This is a genomic window from Nocardia brasiliensis NBRC 14402, assembly GCF_000308475.2.
GTDB lineage: Bacteria > Actinomycetota > Actinomycetes > Mycobacteriales > Mycobacteriaceae > Nocardia > Nocardia brasiliensis.
The window spans coordinates 1-18,399 of the sequence record NZ_BAFT02000033.1; the positions used below are offsets into that span (position 1 = coordinate 1).

Consider the following 18,399-nt stretch of genomic DNA (forward strand, 5'->3'; position numbering starts at 1 on the left):
TACCTCAGCTCCGAACGCTATTGCTGGCAGTGCCTGGTCGGCGAACAACGCGGTCACGGCGATGTCGATCTGGCGACGACCTGGAAGCTCGCGGACGACTTCTACGTCTTCACTTTTCGCGAGTTCCTCATCCCGGTCGCGGCGACCTGGCTCTACGATCTCGCCGCGATGCGTTCCACCGGCAAGTTCTTCGGCATCGGCAAGGGCGGCGCGGTGCGCAACGCACCGGGCGGCGCCCACATCACCAGCCTCGGCCGCGTGCAGTATCCCCAAGACGAGCAACCGATTTGAGAGTGAGCGACGCCATGAACCGTGACCTCGACGTGATCAAGGCCCACTACGCCGCCTCCGACCGGGGAGACCTGCCCGGCATGCTGGCTCCGCTGGCCGCGAACGTGGCCTGGACCGAGATGGCGGGATTCCCCTACGCGGGCACCTATATCGGCCCGGACGCGGTGCGCGACAACGTCTTCGCGCGAATCGCCGCCGAATGGGACGGCTACACGGCCACCGTCGACGAAATCGCGGGCGGCTCGGACGGCATCGTCATCGGGATCGGCACCTACTCGGGTACTTTCCGGGCGACCGGACAGGCGATGGCCGCCCGCTTCGTACACGTGTGGCGCTTGTCGAACGGGACCGTCGAGCGCTTCGAGCAATTCACCGACACCGCGGCCGTGCAAGCCGCGATGCGCGGTTAACCGCCTGGAAAGTTCCCTCTCCCGTTGAGGATTCGGTATTCGCGGGGCGGCACACCGTAGGTCAGCTTGAACAGCCGGCTGAAGTGTGCCGCGTCGACGAATCCCCGGCGCGCCGCGACCGCGCCGACTGCGAGCCCGTACAGCGCGGGGTCGGTCAGGTCGGCGCGGCAGTGCTCCAGCCGTCGCTGCCGGATCCAACCGCACACCGTGGTGCCCTCGACGCGAAACAGCTTGTGCAGGTAGCCGACCGAGAGATGCGCGGCCTCGGCCGCCATCGCCGGGGACAGGTCCGGATCATCGAGATGGTCTTCGAGGAACGCCTTGACCCGCGGCAGCACCGCCTGCTGCGCGACGGCGGTCGCCGCCGGGTCCTCGTCGGCGTGCGCGGCCAGCACGGTCGCCACCAGATCGACCACGATATCGGCCAATCGGAGCAGCTCGATCGTGCCCAATTCGCCGGTCCTGGCGGTCATTCCGGACAACAACGTCGACAGCAGCACGGTCGCGGGATGCCGCCGGGCCAGCACCGTCGCGGTGCTCGCCTCGACTCCGGCGGTGGGCAGGCGCAGTACGCGGCGCGGAAACGCCGCGACCTGTAACCGGCACGCGGCGTCGAACAGCACCGAATACGGCTGCGCCGTATCCAGCACCGCGACGTCGTTCGTGCCCAGGCGCACCTGCCGACCGGCTTGGCTCAGCAGGCACGATCCCCGGACCGGCACCAGCACTTTGTAATACGCCTCGGCCCGCGCGCGGACCGTGCCGTCGGCCCGATGCGGGATCGCGGAGACCTCCGCGAACACCAACTCCCCCGCGACGTGCCCGCGGATGCGACCACGAAAATGCGCCGCGTCGTCGACCACGATGTCCAATGGCGAATCCAGACGGGCCGGGGCGCGGCCGCCGGGCGCGGAGTCGATGCGGATCACCATCATCGGCTCCGCATCGCTCGCACCGGCGCGATCAGGTCGGCGGCCCGCTCGGCGATCACCATGGCGGGCGCATGGGTGTTGCCGGTCGTGATGGTCGGCATCACCGAGGCGTCCGCGACCCGCAGGCCCGTCACGGCGCGCACCCGAAGTGCCGGATCCACCACGGCTTCCGGGCCCGTGCCCAGTGCGCAGGTGCCACACAGGTGGTGGTAGGTGATCACCGTCCGCCGGATGTAGTCCCGCAGGTCCGCGCGGGAACGCACCCGGGGCCCCGGGTATCGCTCGGCCGCGCCCCACTCGCGCAGGGCGGGCGCGGCGCCTATCTGCCGGCACAGCGTCACCGCGGCGGCCAGCCGGTCCAGATCCGAAGGTGCCGAAAGCACCTTCGGGTCGATCAGCGTCGGACCTTCGGCTGCTGCCAAGGTGAGCCGCCCGACACTGTCGGGCCGGATCAGCCCGGCCATGAGCGAGAACCCGTTGTCCGGCCCCGACATCCAGGACTGGTCGTACAGCGGAACGCTGAAATGCAGCGGCTGCACATCGGGTACGGACAGTTCTGGCGCACTGCGCCAGAACAATTGGGTCTGTGCATGCGGTAGCCCAGGCGTGTGCGCGATCTCGCGTTCGGCGCTGAAGAGCACCGGCACCAGCCAGTGATCCAGCAGATTCCGGCCGACGCCCGGCAGATCCGCGACCGGCTCGATGCCGACCGCCCGCAGTTCCGCGGCCGGGCCGAGGCCCGAGCGCAGCAGCAGCGCGGCCGAATCGATCGCGCCCGCCGTCAGCACCACCTCCGCCTGCGCCGACGCCCGGAACGCGCGGCCGTCGATGCTCCCGGCCACACCGTAGGCGCGGCCCCGGCGGGTCAAGACGCGGTGCACCTGCGCGCCGGTACGCACGGACAACCGGGAATTACCCAGCGCCGGTTTGAGATAGGCCTCGGCCGTGGTCAGGCGCGTGCGGTCGCGCAGGGTGAAATGCGCGCGCCCCGCGCCGTCCTGCACGCCGCTGTTGTAGTCGGGATTGGCCGCTATCCCTACCTGCCCGGCCGCGGCGAGAACGGCCTCCTGGATCGGGTCGATCGCATAGTCGCTGAGCACATCGAGCAGTCCGGCGGTGCCTTTGCCGCCGGCGTCGCGGTCGTAGCGCTCGATCCGCCGGAACAGCGGTTCGATCTCCCGCCACGACCAGCCGGCATCACCGCACCCGGCCGCCCAGGAGTCGTAGTCGGCCGGATTGCCGCGCACGTAGATGGTCGCGTTGAGGGCGTGCGATCCACCGAGCACCCGCCCCCGCGGCAGGTGCAGCCGACGACCGGCCGCGTGCGGCTGCGCGACGCTGAAGTAGTCCCAGTCCTCGGCCGCGTGCCACAGCTCGTGCATCCGCAGCGGGTCGCGGATGGCCGGATTGGTATCGGGGCCACCGGCTTCCAAGACCAGGACAGTGGCGTCGGTGCGGTCGAGCAGCCGGCGCGCCAGCACCGAGCCGGCCGTGCCCGCGCCGACGACGATGTAGTCGGCCTGCAGTTCATAGTCCGGCACGCGCACTCACCTCGGGTGCGTGGACAGCGCGAAATTGCTGTCCCAGAGGTCGTTCCGGGTGCCGGTGAGCAGGTCGGCCGCGATCTCACCGAAGACCGGCGCGAATTTGAAGCCGCGTCCCGAGAACGCGGTCAGCAGCAGTATTCCGGTGTCCTCGTCGAGATCCACCAGCGGCAGGTCACCGGGCGCGCAGAGGTCGTGATGCATCGAGTAGCGCACCGGTTCGGGATTGAGGTCAGGTATGAAATCTGTTGCCCACCTGCTGATTCGGCGTAGATCCTCCCGGCTGAACACGGGAATGTCGTCCGGCGAGGCGATCGCGGGCCACAGCGGTTCGGTCGCCACCTTCACGCTGTAGGAGTCGTGACTGGGCGTCCCGTACAGATGCACCCCGTCCGCGTCTCGGATGAACACCGGAAAGCGGTCCGCGCCGAACATCTCGGGATGATGCGGCATGAACCAGGTGAGCGAGAGCGGCAGAATCTGCAGAAATCCCCTGAGGTCGGGGCGGAGCCGAAGCGTCCAGGAGCCCGTGGCCACCACCACCTTGGCGCAGGTGAGCCGCACGTCGGGCGTCACCACCTCCAGCCCGCCGCCTTGCTCGTCGAAGTCGGTGACCGCGGCGTTGGTCAGCACGCGCGCACCGTGCGATCTGGCCGCCAGCACGGCGGCCAGCACGCTCGCCTCCGGATAGAGGCTGCCCGCGTGCCGGTCCAGCACGGCGACGGTGTCGTCGTCGACCCGGTGCTGCGGGTAGCGCGCCCGCAACGCCGGCGCGTCCAGCACCTCGTGTGGCAGCCCGAATTGCTCGGCCGAGGCGATGGACTTTGCGATACCGCCCGAGCCCGCCGTACCGATCTGCAGCGCACCGCACTCGTCGTACAGCGTCCGGCCCGTCTCTTGCTCGAGCTCCCGCCACAATTCGCGGGCACGCCGCAGCCGTGGCACATACCGCGGACCTTCGTGCACGGCCGAACGGAACAGGCGGGAGTCGCCCGCGTACGAGCCGCGGGCGTGACCGATGCCGAACTGTTCGATACCGATCACGTCGAGCCCGCGTTTGGCCAACTGCCACAACGCCATCGAACCGGCGCTGCCGAGTCCGACGACGATCACATCCGCATCCATGGTTCGGCCTCTCATGCCAATTCGGGCGATTGCCAAAGGTTCAACGTGGTGCCGATCCCCCGTCGCACGGCGTTGCGGTACACCACGGTGCCCCAGGCGACGTCCTCGACCGGCATACCGCCGACCGAGAGGAGCACGATCTCGTCGTCGGTGCGGCGTCCGGTCGCAGCCCCGGCGGCGATCGCACCGAGATCGACTAGATCGCCCCGGTCCATCGCGCCGGCTCGGATCATGTCCATGAACTTGCAACCGATGATCGGGATCCGATGATGCGACGGATGGCCGACTTCCTCGGCCCACGCCTGGTAGAGCCGGACGTTGTCGACGACCTTGCGAATCTCCGGCGCCTGCATGCCCGCATCGATATCGCACGGGGCCGGCATGCTCAGGAACGCCCCCGGCCGCACCCAATCCCGCACGATCAGTGGATAATTCGCTGGATCGCCGGGTACGCCGGTGGTGCAGTAGGTGACGATATCGCTGTCACGGACCGCTTCCTCGTTCGAGTCCACGACGATCGTCTCGAGCTGGGGGTACTCCTTTGCGACCCACTCGCGGAACGCGGCGATGCTCCCCGGCCCGCGGCCTTTGATCTTGACGACCGCGAGGTCCGGGCACGCGGCGACGAACGCGGCCAGCGAGGTTCGGGCCATGACGCCGGGGCCGACGAGGCCGACCACCCGCGAGTCGGGGCGCGCCAGCAGGCGCGCACCCACGCCCGGCACCGCGCCGGTTCGGTACGCGGACAACAGATTCGCCGACATCAGCGCCAGTGGTGCGCCGGTGTCGGTGTCGCTGAGCAGGAACATGAGGATCGACCGCGGTAATCCCTTGGCGCGATTGGCGATATTCGATCCGTACCACTTCATCCCGGCGGTGCCGAAGCTGCCGCCGAGGTAGGCGGGCATGGCCATGAACCGTCGTTCCGCGGTATTGGCCGGCATGGCCGGGAACGGCGAGTCGTCCGGAAAGGTGATCATGGCGCCGTGCGAGTCGCTGTTCGGGCCCGCCATGCGGTAATCGCCCCGGTGCAGCAGCACGAAGGTCTCCTGCATGGCATCGACGCAGGCGGCCATATCGGTCACGCCCGCCGCGATCATGTCCGGCTCGGACAGGTAGAGAAAATCGATCGAGGGCTTATCCATGCACGTTCCTTGTCTTTTCGCAGTCACGACGCCGCGCGATGGACCGCGCGCCCGGCGAACCAGGTGGCGACGGACTTCGTTTCGATCAGCGCGGCCGGGTCGGTCTCGAACGGATCCCGGTCCAGCACGGTGAAGTCGGCGGACTTGCCCGGCGTGAGCGACCCGGTGACCGCGCCGAGCCCACTCGCGCGAGCGACGCCCACCGTGTACGCGCGCAGCGCCTCGGTCAACGTCAGCGCTTGCTCGAGGCCCAGGGTGCCGGGGTACGCGCCCGTGGGGTCGGCCCGGGTGACCAGACCCTGAATCCCGATCCACGGATTCGGGCTCGGCGTGACCGGCCAATCCGAACCGCCGGCCAGCAGCACACCGGAGTCGAGCAGCGTCCGGTTGGGGCACATCCGGTTCGCGCGCTCGCGCGGCAGGCAGTGGCAGTGCGCCTCGAAGATGACACCCGGAAACCACAGCGGCGGTGAGAGATCCGCGACGACCTTCAGCTGGGCGAGGCGCGGCAGATCCGCGTCGGCGATGTATTCACCGTGCGCCAGTTGCACGATCGTGTCCGTGTACCCGGCGGCGCGGATCTCGGCCACCGCGTCGAGCAGCATGCGCACCGCCCCGTCGCCGGTGCAGTGGACTTTGGCGCCGAGCCCGCGCCCGGCCACTTCGATGAGCCAGCCGGTCAGTTCGACGGGCGTCATCGCGCTCTCCCCCACCCAGGCGTTCCCGTGCTCGGCGTCGGGCAGGTACGGCTCCAGGAACAACGCGGTGCGCGAAGTCGGGACGCCGTCGAGGAAGATCTTCACGAAATCGGGCCGGTGATGAGTGGTTCGATACTGCTCGGCGACCTCGAGCAGCGCGGCGCCGACCGGATGCGTGCCGAAGATCCGGTCGTTGATCTGCGCCGACGTCACGACCCACGCGTTCAGGTCGCCACGCTGGTCGAGTTCGGCGAGCGCGCGCAGCATCGGCAGCGATGCCGCCGCATCCTGAAAGTGCGTGATGCCGTATCCGTGCAGCATCTCGATGGCCCGGCGGCACCCCGCCGCATCCCGGGCGGTGCTGTCGCCCAGCGCGGTCGCGTACGCCCGCTCCACCGGGATGAGCGCCGACTCGATGAGCAGTCCGGCAGGCGCTCCCGTCACCCGATCCCGCACGACGGCACCGTCCGCGGGATCCGGGCCCGCACCGTCGATTCCCGCGAGTTCCAAGGCGCGCGAGCTGACCCAGCGATTGTGACAACTGTCGTCGCGCAGCAGCACCGGGCGTCCCCCGGCGGCCCGGTCGAGCCGGTGCAGCACGTCTTGGCTCGAAATCGCCTCCGCGAGTGTGCTTCCCCAGCCACCGCCGACGACCCAGGCGTCGGGTTCGAGACCTGCCGCCCAGTCCGCGACGGCCCCGAGCACCGCGTCGAGCGAGTCGGTGGCGCGCAACGACAGCTCGTAGAGGTCGGCTCGCCCGGCCACGAGATGGTGGGTGTGCACGTCCCCGAAGCCCGGCAGAACGAACGCGCCGTCGTGTTCCACCACGGTCTCCCGCCCGGTCAGCATCTCCGCGGTGGGGTCCACCGCGGCGATGATCCCGTCGCGGACCAGAAACGAGGAGGCCCGGGGTACCGACTCGTCGGCCGTCCACACCGTGGCGTCGGTGTGCAGTTCGGCCGAATCTGCCATCGCGCCTCGATCAGACATCGTGCCTCTGTCAGACATAGTGCCTCTGTCAGACATAGTGTCGTCCCATCTCCGCGTACCGCTGCGGTGCACGGGTTCGAAGCCGAAGTGCCGCAGCGATGCCGAGCACCGCAGCGACCAAGAGCAGACCGGGCAGCAGCCAGACGAGGATCCCGCCGGAACTGATCAGCAGATCGAAATTCGCTATCGCATAGCCGAATACGGCGAGCAAAGCCAGGCCCGCGACGACCGGCGCGACGAGTGTTCGGACCACGTTGCGATCCAGGTCGCGGTTCCTGCGAAAGAACGCGACGACGGCGAACGAGCACGCGGCCATCAGCGCGATCACGCCCAGCGTGCCGAGGTTGGTCAGCCAGGTGAACAACGCGCGCACCGGATCCTGGCCGGTCACCGCGAAAACCGCGACCACCAGTAGCGCCAGCACCGACTGCGCGACCGACCCGACGTGCGGGCTCCGATGCACGACATGGGTCCGCCCAGCACTGTCCGGCAGCAGGCCTTCCCGGCCGAGCGCGTAGGTGTAGCGGGCCACGGCGTTGTGGAAGGCGAGCACGGCCGCGAAGACGCTCGTGCAGAACAGCAGGCGCATGATCGTGGTGAACCAGGACCCGAGATAGGACTCGCCGAGTTCGAACAGCAATGTCGTCGGGTCCGTGAGCTTTTCGATGAAGCCGCGCGTATTGTCCACGCCCGCACCGTTGATCATCAGGAAGGTGACGACGGTGTAGACGACGCCGATGGTGAGGACGGACAGGAACGTCGCGCGCGGCACCGTCCGCTTCGGGTCCGCGGTTTCCTCGCCGTAGATCGCGGTGGCCTCGAAGCCGACGAACGACGCGAAACAGAACAGCAGCGCGATCGGCAGGGAGCCGCTGGTCAGCGCGCTCGGTGTCAGCGGCGCGCCACTCAGTGCCGTGCTGCCGAATGTGCCGCCGCGCCCGGCGATCACGGCCGCCAGCACGAAGACGACGAAGAATTCGGCGGCCACCAGAATCGACAGCATCTTGACCGAGAGATCGATCTGCCGATACCCGAGCACCGCGACGAAGGCGATGCCGAGCAGCGCGTACACCCACCAGTCGATCGTGAGCCCGAACTGGTCGGCCACGAAACCACCGGTCGCGGCGCCGAACAGGCCCCAGAGGCCGATCTGCATGGCGTTGTAGCTCAGCAACGCGAGATACGCTGCCGCACCACCGCATCGCGGGCCGAGACCGCGGGTGACGTAGGAGTAGAACGCGCCGGTGCTGATGTGATGACGGGCCATCGCCGTATAACCGATGGCGAACACCAGGAGCGTGCCCGCGGTCAGGATATAGGCGCCCGGCACACCGGGCCCGTTGCCGAGCAGCATCGCCATCGGCGCGCCGCCCGCCATCGCGGTCAGCGGCGCGGCCGCCGAGATGACGAAGAACGTCACGCCGAACACGCCGAGCGAACCGCGGCGCAACCGATCGTCGTGCCGGAACGGCTCGTCCGACGCCGGGTTCTTTCCGGTCACGCGTCGTCCTTCGCGGGGTCGCCGACCGCTGCCGCGGGAACGTGCGGGGAAAGCAGGATACGGCCGAAGAATTCGGCCAGCGCCGCGGTAGCGGTGAGCGGAAGTACCGCCGCCACATACTGATCGGGGCGCACGACGATCACCGCGCCGCCGCTGTCGATGCCGCGTTCGGCGAAGATATCGACCTGCGGGTCGATCGCGTACACCTTTTCGTAGTCGACCACCCGGAACGGCCCGACTGTCGGCAGGAAGGTCTCCGGTACCGCCGCGAGGTCGACCTCCGTATGCGCCTGCCGATAGATCACCTTCACGTCGAACACGCTGTCGACGTCCGCGTCCTTCGGTGTGTACGCGACCACCGGCGAGTCGGACGACGTGGCAAGCCATTGCGCCCATCCGTCCAGCGCGGTCCCCGCCGCGGCCGCATCGGCAGCGAAAGCATAGATGCGCCAACGCCCGTCGGCGCGATGGTGATGCCCCAGGTGCACCGGGTTCGCGTCGGCGACCCGGACCACCGGTGCCGATTTGAAGCGCTTTCCGATCGGAAATCCGGGCGCGAGATGCTGGTGAGTCCGGTCACCGACGATCATCGAGGCCTGGTACTCGGTCATGAATCCAGCGGGAAATTCCGCGGTCTTGACGTAGAAGTCCTCCAATTCGGAGGGCGACTCGAATTCCTCCGGTCGCTTGGCCATCATGCTCGACCATTCGCGGTCGAAGTCGATGAGCTTGCGCGCGATCACTTGTCGCTCAGCCGAATACGTCGCCAGCAGGGTTTCGGGACTCCGGCCCGCGAGCACGTATCCGAGCTTCCAGCCGAGGTTGAAACCGTCCTGCATCGAGACGTTCATGCCCTGCCCGGCCTTCGCACTGTGCGTGTGACAGGCGTCGCCGGTGATGAACACCCGGGGCGTGCGGCTGCCCAGTTCGTCCAGCGGCACATCGTCGAAGCGATCGGTCACCCGATGACCGACCTCGTAGACGCTGTGCCACGCGACATGCCGGACGTCGAGCGTGTAGGGATGCAGGATCGCGTTGGCCTGCTCGATGATCGCCTCGATGCCGGTGGCTCGCACCTTGCCCTGGTCGTCCGCGGGGACCTCGCCCAGGTCGACATACATGCGGAACAGATAGCCGCCCTCGCGTGGGATGTGCAGGATGCTGCCGCCGGAACCGGACTGGATGGCGCACTTGGTGCGGATATCCGGAAAGTCCGTCACGGCCAGTACATCCATCACGCCCCAGGCATGAAACGCCTTGTCGCCCCGCGGGACACAGCCGATACAGGCACGCACCCGGCTGTGCGCCCCGTCCGCGCCGACCACATATTTCGCGCGTACCGTCCGCAACTGTCCGTCGCGTTCACCCGCCGAGTGCGCCAGCGTAACCACCACCGGATAAGCGCCGCCGGTGAATTCCAGGTCGCGGAACTCGTAGCCGTAGTCGGGCCGCATCCGGGTGGGGGCGTTGCGCATCGCCTCGGCGAAGTAGTCGAGCACCCGGGCCTGGTTCACCAGCAGGTGCGGGAACTCGCTGATCCCGGTCGGATCGTCCTGGGTCCGCGCGGCGCGGACGATCCGGCTCCGATCCGCGGGATCCGGTTTCCAGAACGTCATTTCGGTGATGCGGAACGCCTCGGCGACGATGCGTTCGGCGAAGCCGAACGCCTGGAACGTCTCCACGCTGCGGGCCTGGATGCCGTCGGCCTGTCCGATGGCCAGCCGGCCCGGGCGCCGTTCGATGATCCGGGTGACGACGGTGGGAAACTGCGCCAGTTGCGCGGCGGTGATCATGCCGGCCGGGCCGGTGCCCACGATCAGCACGTCCACCTCGTCGGGCAGTTCGTCCGGGCGGTCGAGGCCGACGCCCGCGGCCGGTTGGATGCGCGGATCGGTGGACACGTATCCGTAATGGTGGAACTGCATTGTTCAGACCCTCGTCATTCCTCTGATGGGGCTGATCGCCTGTGCCGCTTCGTGATCCGGGCCCAGCGGGATCCCGCTGCGATCGTGCAGGACCGCGGTCGCCGCCAGGCTCAGCAGCACGAACCCGCCGAGATAGAGCACGACCGAGGTGGTCGTGCCGGTGGCCCGGACGAGCGCCGTGGCGATCGTCGGCGCGAACGCACCACCGAGAATCGCCCCGAGCGCGTAGGACACCGCGACGCCGGAGAACCGGACCGAAGCCGGAAACAGTTCGGCGTAGAGCGCGGCCTGCGGGCCGTAGGTGAAGCCGAGGCCCACCGTCAGCAGCGCGAGTCCGGCGCAGAGCAGCCAGGGATTGCCGGTGTCCACCAGCGGGAAGAGCGGGATCAAGGCGGCGAGCACGAGCACCCAGCCGATGAGATAGATTGCGCGCCTGCCGAGCCGGTCGCTGAGCACGGCACCGAGCCAGGTGCAGAGCAACCAGGTCACCGCCGAACCGGCGACCGCCCACAGCACCGGCCCGCGGTCGAGACCGACCGGCCCGTGCATATCGGTGGCGTAGTTCTGGATATAGCCGCCGGTCGTCAGGTAGCCCACGGCGTTGTTGCCCGCGAACACGAGCGCCGCGACCAGGACGAGCAGCCCGTGCCTGCGCAACAGCTCGAGGACGGGCATGGTCGCCCGTTCACTGCGTTCGGCGAGTTCCACGAAGACCGGGCTCTCCTCGACGCGCCTGCGGATGTAATGGCCGATCACGATGAGCACGATCGACAGCAGGAACGGGACGCGCCAACCCCATTCGAGGAAGGCGTCGCCCGGCGCGATCGCCGTCATCAGGGCCAGCACGCCGGAGGCCAGCAGCAGCCCGAGCGGGACGCCCACCTGCGGCGCGGCCCCGAACACCCCGCGCTTGCCGGGCGGTGCGTGTTCGACGGCCAGGAGCACGGCCCCGCCCCATTCGCCGCCCGCGGAGACGCCCTGCAGGATGCGCAGCAGAATCAGCGCGACGGGAGCGGCGACACCGATCGTGGCGTAGGTCGGGAGCAGGCCGATCAGCGTGGTCGCGGCACCCATCGCCACCAGCGTCACCATCAGGATGACGCGGCGGCCGTACTTGTCCCCGAAATGACCGGCCAGGAACGCGCCGAGCGGGCGGAACAGGAAGCTGATCCCGACCGTGAGAAAGGAGAGCAGGGTCGCGATCGAGTCTCCCGCGGGCTGGAAGAAGAGCTTGCCGAAGACCAGTCCGGCGGCCCCGGCGTAGACGAAGTAGTCGTACCACTCGATCGTCGTCCCGACCACGGTCGCGAAAACGACTCGGCGGCGATCGGTTTCGCTGACGAACGATGGGTTCGGCATCCCAGACCGGGGTGGCGCGTTCATCTGGGACTCCTTCGATGCCGGACATGCTCTACGGCCGTGAAATGCGATCTGCGTCACTTGCGACGCGATTCACCAATGATATACGATTTGAAATACGATGCAAGAGCGGCCGAGGAGGTTCATGAAGATCGGCAACGACGCTGGCGCACAACGGTTTTCCGCGTTGCCCAGCCGGCCGGGCAAGATCGTCGCCGTCCATCTCAGCTACGCCTCCCGCGCGGATCAGCGTGGTCGCCGACCGGCACACCCGTCCTACTTCCTGAAGCCGAGTAGTTCGGTCGCGGCGAGCGGCGGTGTCGTCGAGCGGCCCGCGGGCACCGAACTGCTGGCGTTCGAAGGCGAGATCGCCCTGATCATCGGCGCCCCGGCCCGCCGGGTGCCGATCGAATCCGCCTGGCAGCACGTCGCTTCCGTCACCGCGGGCAACGATTTCGGCCTGTACGACCTCAGGGCGAACGACAAGGGTTCGAACGTGCGCGCCAAAGGCGGCGACGGATTCACGCCGCTGGGCCCGGATCTCATCGACGCGCGGACCCTCGACCCGGCCGCGCTGCGTGTGCGCACGTGGGTCAACGGCGAACTCGCCCAGGAAGATCACACGGCAGGACTGCTCTTCACACTCCCCCAACTGGTTTCGGACCTCTCCCAGCACTTCACGCTCGAACCCGGCGACGTGATCCTCACCGGCACCCCGGCCGGATCGTCGGTCGTCGTACCCGGCGACGTGGTCGAGGTGGAAGTCGACGCGCCCGGCGCGGCGGCGACACTCAGCTCCGGGCGACTCGTCACCACGGTCGAGCAGGGCAGCCACGAGTTCGACCCCGCGCTCGGCTCACTCCCCTCGATCGATGACACCCAGCGGGTCGAGGCCTGGGGATCGCGTAGCGCCGCAGGGCTGCCCCCGCCGCGTGCCGCACTCTCCGACGAGCTGCGCGACAAGCTGTCCCGGGTGCCGGTCGCGGCGTTGTCGCAGCAGCTGCGCAAGCGTGGCTTGAACAATGTGTCCATCGACGGTGTCCGGCCGGTACGCCCAGGCGCCCGGCTCGTCGGCATCGCACGCACACTGCGGTTCGTGCCGAATCGCGAGGATCTCTTCGATAGCCACGGCGGGGGCTACAACGCACAGAAGCGGGTGTTCGACACCGTGGCGCCGGGCGAGGTGATCGTCATCGAAGCGCGCGGCGAAACCGGATCGGGCACGCTGGGCGATATTCTCGCGCTCCGGGCCAAGGTGCGCGGTGCGGCGGGCGTGGTGACCGACGGCGGTGTCCGCGACCACGACGCGGTCGCCGGGATCGGTGTCCCGGTCTTCACGGCCGGCCCGCATCCCGCGGTCCTCGGCCGCAGGCACGTGCCGTGGGACGCCGATCTCACCATCTGCTGCGGTGGGGCCACCGTACAGCCCGGCGACATCATCGTCGGCGACGGTGACGGGGTGCTCGTCCTACCCCCGAGCGTGGCCGCGGCGGTCGTCGACGATGCTCTCGAACAGGAGATCCAAGACGGCTGGATCGCCGAGCAGGTCGGCGCCGGCCATCCGGTGCGCGGGCTGTTTCCCCCCGATGCGGAATGGAAGGCGAGGTACCGAGAGTGGCGCAAGAGTCAGTGAATCCCAGTGCTACGCAGAGCAAGTCACAGGTCGCGTACCACTGGCTCAAGGAGCGGATCGCGCGGCAGGAGTACACACCGGGTTACCGCTTGGTGCTCAGCACCATCGCCAAGGAACTCGACATGAGCGTGGTCCCGGTGCGCGAAGCCATCCGCCAGCTCGAGGCCGAAGGCCTGGTGACTTTCGAACGCAATGTCGGCGCGCAGGTTTCGATGGTGGACGATTCGCAGTATCGGCACAGCATGCAGGCGCTGAGCGTGCTCGAAGGCGCGGCGACGGCGCTCGCCGCAGGCCGCCTGACCGAGGACGACCTGCGCCGCGCGCGAGCGGTGAACGAGCGAATGGTCGAGTCCCTGGGCGATTTCGACCCGAGCGCCTTCACCGCGCTCAACCACGAGTTCCATTCGATCCTGTTCACCAAGTGCGTGAATCCCCGCCTCGTCGCCCTCGTAGAGGCCGAATGGGCGCGCCTGGGACATCTGCGGTCCTCGACGTTCTCCTTCGTCCCCGGGCGGGCGCACGAATCGGTGCGCGAGCACGAGAGCATCGTGCGCCTCATCGAGATCGGCGCACCGCTCGGCGAGATCGAGAAGGTCGCCCGCCGCCACCGCGCCGCCACTCTCGACGCCTACCTGATCCACGAACACCCCGACGAGACTTTCGGCCTACCGGCCACCTGAACCCGGAACTGGAGTCGTTCATGACGAACGCGGTGCGCACAGCCGCCACCCCGCATCTGCCCGCGGACCTGCCGACGCGGATCCAGCACTACATCGACGGCGTCTGCGTCGACTCGGTCGACGGCGCCACCTTCGGCGTCCTGGACCCGGTCACCAACGAGGTCTACGTCCGGGCGGCCGCGGGCAAACGAGCCGATATCGACCGTGCGGTGACCGCCGCGGCCAACGCTTTTCGCGACGGACCCTGGCCGCGCATGCGCCCCCGCGAGCGGTCCCGCATCCTGTACCGGATCGCGGACATCGTCGAATCCCGGGACGCGCGGCTGGCCGAACTCGAATCGTTCGACTCGGGGTTGCCCATCACCCAGGCGCTCGGCCAGGCCCGCCGCGCGGCCGAGAACTTCCGCTTCTTCGCCGATCTCGTCGTCGCCCAGGTGGACGACACCTACAAAGTGCCGGGGCAACAGCTCAACTACGTCAACCGCAAGCCGATCGGCGTCGCCGGGTTGATCACCCCGTGGAATACGCCGTTCATGCTGGAGTCGTGGAAGCTGGGGCCCGCGCTGGCCACCGGCAACACCGTGGTGCTCAAGCCCGCCGAGTTCACGCCCCTGTCCGCGTCGCTGTGGGCCGGGATCTTCGAGGAGGCCGGACTGCCGCGCGGTGTGTTCAACCTGGTCAACGGACTCGGCGAGGAAGCGGGCGACGCGCTCGTGAAACACCCTGACGTGCCGTTGATCTCGTTCACCGGCGAGAGTCGCACCGGCCGGATCATCTTCGGCAACGCCGCCGCGTCGCTCAAAGGGCTGTCGATGGAGCTGGGCGGCAAGAGCCCCGCGATCGTATTCGCCGACGCCGACCTGGACGCCGCCGTGGACGCGACCATCTTCGGCGTCTTCTCGCTCAACGGCGAGCGGTGCACGGCGGGCAGCCGCATCCTCGTCGAACGATCGATCTACGACGAGTTCGTCGAACGTTATGCGGCGCAAGCGAAACGGGTGGCCGTCGGCTACCCGCACGATCCGGCCACCGAGGTCGGCGCGCTGGTCCATCCGGAGCATTACGCCAAGGTGATGAGCTATATCGACATCGGCCGATCAGAGGGGCGCCTGGTCGCCGGTGGTGGCCGACCGGACGGGTTCGACTCCGGAAACTTCGTCGCGCCCACCGTGTTCGCCGATGTCGCGCCGGACGCGCGGATCTTCCAGGAAGAGATCTTCGGCCCGGTCGTCGCCATCACGCCGTTCGACACCGACGCCGAGGCGCTCGCGCTCGCCAACGGGGTCCGGTACGGCCTCGCCGCGTACGTCTGGACCACGAATCTGCAACGCGCACACACCTTCGCACAGGCGATCGAGGCCGGCATGGTGTGGCTCAATTCCAACAACGTCCGCGACCTGCGCACTCCGTTCGGCGGCGTGAAGGCCTCCGGGCTGGGCCACGAGGGCGGCTACCGCTCCATCGATTTCTACACCGACCAGCAGGCCGTGCACATCACCCTCGGCCCGGCCCACAATCCGACCTTCGGCAAGCAGGAATCCGCGTGACCATCACTCCCGACTCCCCCGAACCTGTTGTGACCGCGGACAATCCGATTCGTTCGACCGATCCACTCCGCACGCCGGATTCGGCACCGCCGGACGTGCTCCGTTGTGCCTATATGGAACTCGTCGTGACGGACCTGGCACGCTCGCGGCACTTCTATGTCGACGTCCTCGGCCTGGTGGTCACCGAGGAAGACGAAAACACCGTCTATCTGCGGTCGTTCGAGGAATTCATCCACCATAATCTCGTGCTGCGCAAGGGTCCGATCGCCGCCGTCGCGGCCTTCTCCTACCGTGTCCGCGGCCCCGCGGAACTCGACCGGGCCGTGGCCTTCTACACCGAATTGGGCTGTCGTGTCGAGCGGCGGGAGGCCGGTTTCACCAAGGGCATCGGGGACTCGGTACGGGTCGAGGATCCGCTCGGCTTCCCGTACGAGTTCTTCTACGCCGCCGAACACGTCGAGCGGCTAACCTGGCACTACGAATTGCACACCCCGGGCGCGCTGGTCCGGCTCGACCACTTCAACCAGGTCACGCCCGACGTGCCACGGGCCGTGAAGTACATGGAGGACTTGGGCTTCCGAGTCACCGAGGACATCCAGGACGCGGCGGGCACGGTGTACGCGGCGTGGCTGCGCCGCAAGTCCACGGTGCACGACACCGCGATGACCGGCGGCAACGGGCCGCGGATGCACCACGTCGCGTTCGCCACGCACGAGAAGCACAACATCATCGCCATCTGCGACAAGCTCGGCGCGCTGCGGCTGTCGGACCGGATCGAGCGCGGACCCGGCCGCCACGGCGTCTCGAACGCCTTCTACCTCTACCTGCGTGACCCCGACGGGCACCGCGTCGAAATCTATACGCAGGACTACTACACCGGCGACCCGGACAATCCCGTGGTCACCTGGGACGTGCACGACAATCAGCGCCGCGACTGGTGGGGCACGGCGGTGGTGCCGAGCTGGTATACCGAGGCCTCTCTCGTCCTGGACCTGGACGGCAATCCGCAGCCGATCGCCGCGCGGACCGACGATTCGGAGATGGCCGTCACGATCGGCGCCGACGGTTTCTCCTACACCCGAAAGCCGGACAGCCGCACCGGTACCGGCCGGGCGCCCGGCGAGTACAAGCTCGGCGCGCAACTCTGACAGGAGCACCGATGCTGCCCAGCGAGGTAATCACCGCGATCGCCGACGAATTGGCCGCCGCGGAGCGGGACCGCCGCACCATCCCGTTGCTGACCGCTCGCTACCCCGCGATGACGGTCACGGATTCGTATGCGGTGCAGAACGAATGGCGCCGGCGCGGTATCGCGAACGGCCGCAAGCCCATCGGCCGCAAGATCGGGCTCACCAGCAAGGTGATGCAGGCGGCCACCGGCATCACCGAGCCGGACTACGGGGCCATCTTCGACGATATGGTCTACGACAACGGCGCCGTCATCGAACACGACCGGTTCGCCAACGTCCGGATCGAGGTCGAACTCGCGTTCGTGCTCGGTGCGCCGATCGACGGCCCCGGCGCCACGATCTTCGACGTCATGCGGGCGACCGAATACGTGGTTCCGGCGCTGGAGATCCTGAGCTCGCGGATCGACCTGACGGGCCGGACCATCGTCGACACGATCAGCGACAACGCGGCGATGGGCGGTCTGGTCTACGGCGGAAACCCGGTGCGGCCCAACTCGGTCGACCTGCGCTGGGTGTCCGCACTGCTCTATCGCAACGAGACGATCGAGGAATCGGGTGTGGCCGCCGCGGTGCTCAACCATCCCGCGGCGGGGGTCGCCTGGCTGGCGAACAAGCTCGCCGAGCACGGCGACCGGCTCGACGCCGGCGAGCTCGTGCTCGCCGGCTCGTTCACCCGGCCGCTGTGGGTCGAGCCGGGCGACACCATCCTCGCCGACTACGGACCGATGGGAACGATCACATGCCGCTTCGCCTGAATCCGACCTTGCGCGAGGTGCTGGCAAACACCGACCGGCCGCGGTACGGCGGCTGGATCACCACCGGGTCGCCGGTGGTCGCCGAGATCATGGCCGGGTCCGGGCTCGACTGGGTGCTCGTCGATATGGAGCACGCACCGAACGGACTGGAATCCGTACTCGCGCAACTGTATGCCGTGTCCGGCTACGCCGTGACACCGGTCGTCCGGGTACCCGTGGGTGACACCGTGGTTATCAAGCAGGTCCTGGATCTGGGTGCGCAGAACATTCTGGTGCCGATGGTGTCCACCGTCGAGCAAGCGCGCAATGTCGCTGCGGCGGCGCAATACCCGCCGTTCGGTCGACGCGGAGTGGGCAGCGCGCTCGCACGATCCGCACGCTGGAATCGCATCGAAAACTACCTTTCCGAGGCCGTCGGCCACGTGTCGGTGTTCGTGCAGATCGAAACGCCGGAGGGCGTCGATCATGCCCGCGCCATCGCCGAAACACCCGGCATCGACGGAGTTTTCGTCGGCCCCAGCGACCTCGCGGCCGCGATGGGGTTGCTCGGTCAGCAGACCCATCCGGATGTCACGGCACAGGTGCACCGCGCCTTCAGCGAGGTGCTGGCGGCCGGAAAGCCCGTGGGCGTGAACGCCTTCGACCCCGACCAGGCGGCGGTGTACGCCCATCAC

The 18,399-nt window shown here is 68.3% G+C and carries 16 protein-coding genes; 8 read left to right on the forward strand and 8 right to left on the reverse strand.

Going from position 1 to position 18,399, the window contains the following annotated elements; all coding sequences use genetic code 11:
- Together TY25_RS09590 and TY25_RS09595 are read left to right on the forward strand one after the other, a co-directional pair.
- Window positions 1-291: MoaF C-terminal domain-containing protein (locus tag TY25_RS09590; RefSeq protein WP_042255583.1), on the forward strand; the 291-nt coding region annotated here is incomplete at its 5' end.
- Between the two features lie 14 nt (window positions 292-305).
- Entirely contained in the window at window positions 306-701 is a 396-nt protein-coding gene (locus TY25_RS09595) for a nuclear transport factor 2 family protein (protein WP_042255596.1), read from the forward strand.
- Here TY25_RS09595 and TY25_RS09600 read toward each other — a convergent pair.
- Genes TY25_RS09600 through TY25_RS09635 form a run of 8 tightly spaced genes read right to left on the reverse strand, consistent with a single transcriptional unit; the run spans window position 698 to window position 11,920 of the window.
- The gene (locus TY25_RS09600; protein ID WP_052382896.1) at window positions 698-1,633 is read right to left on the reverse strand and encodes an AraC-like ligand-binding domain-containing protein; all 936 of its coding nucleotides are present in this window, start codon (window positions 1,631-1,633) and stop codon (window positions 698-700) included. The genes TY25_RS09595 and TY25_RS09600 overlap by 4 nt on opposite strands.
- A complete protein-coding gene (locus TY25_RS09605) occupies window positions 1,633-3,174 on the reverse strand; it encodes a GMC family oxidoreductase (protein WP_081868783.1) in 1,542 nt (513 codons plus the stop codon). The genes TY25_RS09600 and TY25_RS09605 overlap by 1 nt, the downstream gene beginning before the upstream one ends.
- Before the next feature lie 6 nt (window positions 3,175-3,180).
- Complete coding sequence (gene solA / locus TY25_RS09610; RefSeq protein WP_042255585.1) at window positions 3,181-4,302, reverse strand: N-methyl-L-tryptophan oxidase; 1,122 nt, start codon at window positions 4,300-4,302, stop codon at window positions 3,181-3,183.
- 11 nt (window positions 4,303-4,313) lie between these two features.
- On the reverse strand, window positions 4,314-5,447 hold the full coding sequence (locus TY25_RS09615) for an ornithine cyclodeaminase family protein (RefSeq protein WP_088606801.1): 1,134 nt from the start codon (window positions 5,445-5,447) through the stop codon (window positions 4,314-4,316).
- A 23-nt stretch (window positions 5,448-5,470) separates the two neighbouring features.
- Window positions 5,471-7,117, reverse strand: coding sequence for an amidohydrolase (locus TY25_RS09620; protein WP_042255586.1), 1,647 nt, complete (start codon window positions 7,115-7,117; stop codon window positions 5,471-5,473).
- A 46-nt stretch (window positions 7,118-7,163) separates the two neighbouring features.
- On the reverse strand, window positions 7,164-8,636 hold the full coding sequence (locus TY25_RS09625; RefSeq protein WP_042255587.1) for an APC family permease: 1,473 nt from the start codon (window positions 8,634-8,636) through the stop codon (window positions 7,164-7,166).
- Window positions 8,633-10,561, reverse strand: coding sequence for an FAD-binding monooxygenase (locus TY25_RS09630; protein WP_042255588.1), 1,929 nt, complete (start codon window positions 10,559-10,561; stop codon window positions 8,633-8,635). The genes TY25_RS09625 and TY25_RS09630 overlap by 4 nt, the downstream gene beginning before the upstream one ends.
- 3 nt (window positions 10,562-10,564) lie before the next feature.
- Window positions 10,565-11,920: an MFS transporter gene (locus tag TY25_RS09635; RefSeq protein WP_042255589.1), complete on the reverse strand. Its 1,356-nt coding sequence runs from the start codon at window positions 11,918-11,920 to the stop codon at window positions 10,565-10,567.
- Between the two features lie 145 nt (window positions 11,921-12,065).
- Here TY25_RS09635 and TY25_RS09640 point away from each other — a divergent pair, with 145 nt between their 5' ends.
- The 6 genes from TY25_RS09640 to TY25_RS09665 all read left to right on the forward strand — a co-directional run.
- Window positions 12,066-13,553 carry a fumarylacetoacetate hydrolase family protein gene (locus TY25_RS09640; RefSeq protein ID WP_042255590.1) on the forward strand — a complete coding sequence of 496 codons (1,488 nt, stop codon included), beginning with the start codon at window positions 12,066-12,068 and terminating at the stop codon, window positions 13,551-13,553.
- Entirely contained in the window at window positions 13,535-14,233 is a 699-nt protein-coding gene (locus TY25_RS09645) for a GntR family transcriptional regulator (protein ID WP_226887317.1), read from the forward strand. The genes TY25_RS09640 and TY25_RS09645 overlap by 19 nt, the downstream gene beginning before the upstream one ends.
- Before the next feature lie 20 nt (window positions 14,234-14,253).
- Complete coding sequence (gene hpaE, locus TY25_RS09650; RefSeq protein ID WP_042255592.1) at window positions 14,254-15,780, forward strand: 5-carboxymethyl-2-hydroxymuconate semialdehyde dehydrogenase; 1,527 nt, start codon at window positions 14,254-14,256, stop codon at window positions 15,778-15,780.
- 29 nt (window positions 15,781-15,809) lie between these two features.
- A complete protein-coding gene (gene hpaD, locus TY25_RS09655) occupies window positions 15,810-16,928 on the forward strand; it encodes a 3,4-dihydroxyphenylacetate 2,3-dioxygenase (protein ID WP_256656745.1) in 1,119 nt (372 codons plus the stop codon).
- Between the two features lie 11 nt (window positions 16,929-16,939).
- The gene (hpaH, locus tag TY25_RS09660) at window positions 16,940-17,725 is read left to right on the forward strand and encodes a 2-oxo-hept-4-ene-1,7-dioate hydratase (RefSeq protein ID WP_042255594.1); all 786 of its coding nucleotides are present in this window, start codon (window positions 16,940-16,942) and stop codon (window positions 17,723-17,725) included.
- Window positions 17,710-18,399: HpcH/HpaI aldolase family protein (locus TY25_RS09665; protein WP_042255595.1), on the forward strand; the 690-nt coding region annotated here is incomplete at its 3' end. The genes hpaH and TY25_RS09665, both read left to right, overlap by 16 nt.